Raw genomic sequence first — 4,094 nt, forward strand, 5'->3', positions numbered from 1 at the left:
TGGGCGACGCTGCAAATGGATCCGTGGATGCGTTTCCAGAACTCGGCGAAAGTCGCTCAGCTCTATATGGACAACGACCCGCAGAACCGGATCAACCGGAACGTCCGTGCCCAGAACCTGCCGCCGGGGCGCGGCCTGCTGGTGAGCGTCGACGGCGACGTCGAAGGCGTGCTGGTCGGGCTGCCGTCCTCGGTCATACCGCCGCAGCAGTAACCCGTTGTCGCTCCGGCGTTTTCACGCTCGGCGCCGCGGCGCGGCGGGGGAGCGGGCTCGGCCACCAGAACCACCGGCCCAGCAGGGCGACGATGGACGGCACGATGAAGGCCCGCACCAGCAGAGTGTCCAGCAACAGCCCGACCGCGACGGTCGTGCCGATCTGGGCGACGCTGAGCACGCTGCTCGTCAACAACGCCAACATGGTCAACCCGAACACGATGCCGGCGACGGTGACCACTCCGCCGGTGCCGCCGAAGGCCCGGATGATGCCGGTCTTGAGGCCCGCCGCCGCTTCCTGTTTGATGCGCAGCGCGAGCAACAGGTTGTAGTCGGCGCCGACGGCGATCAGCGCGATGAACGCGAAAGGCGCCACGGCCCAGTGCAGGTCCTGATGCAGCAGGTGCTGCCAGATCAGCACGCTGGCGCCGACGGCTGAGGCGTAGGAGGTGACGACCGTCCCGACGACGACCACGCCCGCCACCGGGCTGCGCAGCATGACCGTGACGATCAAGAAGATGAGCACCAGCGCGGCGCCCGCCAGCAGCGTCGCGTCGCTGGCGACGAAGCGCTGCAGATCGGCCGTCACCGGGCCCACGCCCGCCAGGTCGACCTCGGTCGGAGTCAGTGTCCCCTCCTTGGTGGCCTCCTTGATGGCGGCGCGCACCTGATCGGCCCGCTTGGCGCCATCGGCCCCCCATTCGGAACCGTCGCCATAGACCAACAGGTATGCGGCGCGACCGTTTTCCGAGATGAGGTGGCGCAGCGCGGTGGTGTACCGGGCGTCGGTCAACGCGCGCTGCGGCATGTAGAAGTCCCCCGCGGCGCTGCCCTGGAATTGCGTCGCGATCTCGTTCAGGTAGTCGGTCAGCTGATGCATCTGCGGCCCGAGCGTGTCGGACAGCGTCAGCAAATCGCGCGTGGCCGAACGGGCCTGTCCCAACGCGTCTTTCATCGAGGCCACGCTCTGGGGCAGGGTGGCCATCGCGGTGGCGGCGGTGGTCGAGCCGCTGGTCAGCTTCGCGGCGCCGGAACCCAGCCGCGTGGATGTCTGCACCAGGCTGTCGACGGGCTGAAGCACCCGGTCCACCGTCGAGCAGATCGGGTTGGCCGCGCAGTCGGGGGTACGCCCGACGAAGTCTCGCAACGGGTCGAGGTAGCCCGACACCGTCGTGACGTTGCGTTGCAGGCCGTCCATGCCGGCCCGCATGTCTTCGGCGGCGCCGGACATGTCCGCCAATCCTGCACTGCCGCCGCGTAATCCGTTGCCCAACCCGTCGACGGCCCGCTGCGTCTGCGCCAGCGCACCGTCCAGTTCGGAGACGCGCCGGAGGCGCTGCGTCAGCGTCTCCATCGTGTCCCCGAACTGGCGGCCGAGCACACCGGCCTGATAGCTCAGCGTCGCCTGTTCGGGAACCTTGCCGTCCGGGCGGCTGGCGGACTGCACGGCACGCACGCCCGGCACGGCCATGATGTGACGCGTGATTCGCTCGATGGCGATCAGGCCGGCGGGGTTGCGCAGGTCGTGATCGGCCTGGATGGCGACGACGTCGGGCAACAGCGAGTTCGCCGCGAAATGCCTTCCGGCGCTGGCATAGCCGCGGTTGGAGTCGGTGGACGACGGCGTCGCGGCGGGCTCGTTGAAGCCGACCCGCATGCCGGCCAACGGCAGCGCGACGAGCAGGCACAACCCCAGCGCGGCGACCAGGATCGGGCCGGGCCAGCGCGCCACGGACGTCCCGACCCGGCGCCACCGCCGCGCGGTGGTGGACGGTCGCGGTTCGAGATACCCGCGACGTATCGCCAGGCTCATCAGCGCGGGCGTCAACGTCAGCGCCGCGACCATGGTCGCCAGAATGCCGATGGAGCAGGGCAGCCCGGCGCTGCGGAACGAACCGACTTTCGCGAACACCAGGCACGCCAGCGCGACCGATACCGTCAGCGCCGATCCGATCACCACGGGCGCGATGGAACGGTAGGCCTGCGTCAAGGCCTGGGCAGGGGCGACGCCGTTGCGGCGACCTTCGTGATAGCGGCCGACCAGGAAGATCGCGTAATCGGTACCGGCACCAAGGGTCATCGCGGCCATGAGCGCCACCGAAAACAGCGACACCTCAACCACATTGGACTGGCCGAGGGCGGCGACGACGGCGCGCGCCAAAGCCAGGGCGAGTCCCACCGAGATCAGCGGGATAGCCGCCGCGACCGGCGATCGGTAGACCACCAGCAATAACAGCAGGATGAGACCGATGGTGGCCGCGGTGATGCCGAGCATCTGGCGGTCGATCGCGGAGAACTCGTCGACGATGGTGGCGCCGGGTCCGGTGACATGGACTTCCAGGCCCGACGGCGGCGCGAGGTTGTGGATGGTGCCGCGCACGGCGTCCACCGAATCGCGCGCCTGCGCGGTGCCGAGCATTCCGGCGAGCCGCACCATGACGCTGACCGCCTTGCCGTCCGAACTCTGTGCGCCGGCGGCCGTGGCGGGCTGCGACCACAGGTCGGTCACCGCATACACGTGGCGCTGGTCCGAACCCAGCGAGGCCGTCAAGGCGTCGTAGAACTGGCGATCCTGTTGCGTCAGACGCTGATTGCGTTCCAGCACAACGTAAACGAAGTTGTTGCTGGGTGTCTGGTTGAACAACTGGGCGGCTCGGGCGGCCGCCTCGGCGCTGGGTGCGCCGGGCGGCATGAAGGACCGGGCATGGGTGTCGACGACGCGCTCCAGTTGCGGAACCGCGAGATTGGCCGCGGCGGCCGCCAGGATCCAGAGGCCGATGATGACGACCGCGTAGCGCGACGTCAGGCGCGCAAGGCTTCCCATTCGGTCATGCAACGGTCTGCCGATCGCTGGTGGGTCCGCCGAACAGGCCCACGGCCACATGCTCGCCGCGGGTGAGGGAGCGCACCCGCAGCGACCGGCGGGTGCCGATCTCGACCAGCGCGTGCAGTCCGGGCTCGGCGGCTTCGAGATCGGCGAGCACCTGCTCGGCCGACGCGCCCTCGTGGGCCGCCTGATCCAGCTTGGCCACCAGCATGGTGATCCAACGCTGGCCGAGTGAGAGCAGCAAGCCCTCCTCGTCGCCGAACAGCTCGGACACCTCGGATGATTTGTCGATCAACGCAAGTGCCGCCTCGGGGTCCGTCTCGGCGGCTTTGATCACCTGGGCCATGAAGGCCATGCGGTCGTGCAGCAGTGTCCATGTCATGACTCGACGTTAGGAACTCGGCCACCCACCGCGCGTCGTGCCGAAGTGCAGTCTTTACCTCCTACCACGGGCGGAGGCGGGTGCCGCCCGCAGCAGGATGTGACGACGCACGGGGCTCTTCTAGGATTGGACGATGTTGCACGCCGCAGCGGATCACCTGCGGGAATTGCTTCGCCGACGAAGCGAGCTGATTCCCGTCGGTATCACCTGGGCGGCGTTGATCTCCGTCGATGTCGCCTTGGTGCTCGGCGGCGTGATCGGGACGCTGCAGCGGCCCGTCTCCGACCTGCCCGTGGCGCTGACCGCGTTCGCCCTGGCGTTGTCGCCGTCGTTCGCGTTCTTGATCTTCAACATGAAGATGACCCCGGGGCCGTTGTGGGCCACCTGGTCGGCTTCCTCCGCGCTGACTTTGTTCGGTACGTCGGCGCCGATTCACGCCGATTTCGGCCCGGCGTTGTTGGTCCTGATGGTCCTGGTCGTCGCGACGCTGGCGTCGGTGCTAGTCGGCCTGTTGGCTGCTGCGTCGGCGGCGGCGCTGCTGCTCGCCGACTCCGCACTGCACCGCCTCGACGCGGTGGTGTTATACCTCGGCTTCATCGCGGTGGGGTGGCTCCTCGGTTACCTGATGCGCACCCAGCGGTTGCTGCTGGCCGAACAGATTGCGGCGCAGGA

At 68.6% G+C, this 4,094-nt stretch carries 3 protein-coding genes and 1 pseudogene; 2 read left to right on the forward strand and 2 right to left on the reverse strand.

What is annotated here, in order from left to right:
* The coding region (locus tag A9W96_RS18855; RefSeq protein ID WP_156765315.1) for a hypothetical protein at positions 1-213 on the forward strand (213 nt) is incomplete at its 5' end.
* Here the strand turns inward: A9W96_RS18855 and A9W96_RS18860 are convergent.
* Both A9W96_RS18860 and A9W96_RS18865 read right to left on the reverse strand, forming a co-directional pair.
* Positions 194-3,037, reverse strand: coding sequence for an RND family transporter (locus A9W96_RS18860; RefSeq protein WP_369830851.1), 2,844 nt, complete (start codon positions 3,035-3,037; stop codon positions 194-196). The genes A9W96_RS18855 and A9W96_RS18860 overlap by 20 nt on opposite strands.
* Positions 3,038-3,041: 4 nt before the next feature.
* Positions 3,042-3,422: a hypothetical protein gene (locus A9W96_RS18865; RefSeq protein ID WP_066861933.1), complete on the reverse strand. Its 381-nt coding sequence runs from the start codon at positions 3,420-3,422 to the stop codon at positions 3,042-3,044.
* A 133-nt stretch (positions 3,423-3,555) separates the two neighbouring features.
* Here A9W96_RS18865 and A9W96_RS18870 point away from each other — a divergent pair.
* Positions 3,556-4,094: pseudogene (locus A9W96_RS18870) on the forward strand (two-component sensor histidine kinase); the annotation flags it as partial.

It is taken from the genome of Mycobacterium sp. 1245852.3, assembly GCF_001669335.1.
In the GTDB taxonomy this organism is placed as follows: domain Bacteria; phylum Actinomycetota; class Actinomycetes; order Mycobacteriales; family Mycobacteriaceae; genus Mycobacterium; species Mycobacterium europaeum_A.

Bases quoted from the DNA above. Each gene is read 5' to 3' on its own strand.
- A9W96_RS18860 (WP_369830851.1), bottom strand. From the start codon at position 3,037: ATGGGAAGCCTTGCGCGCCTGACGTCGCGCTACGCGGTCGTCATCATC.
- A9W96_RS18865 (WP_066861933.1), bottom strand. From the start codon at position 3,422: ATGACATGGACACTGCTGCACGACCGCATGGCCTTCATGGCCCAGGTG.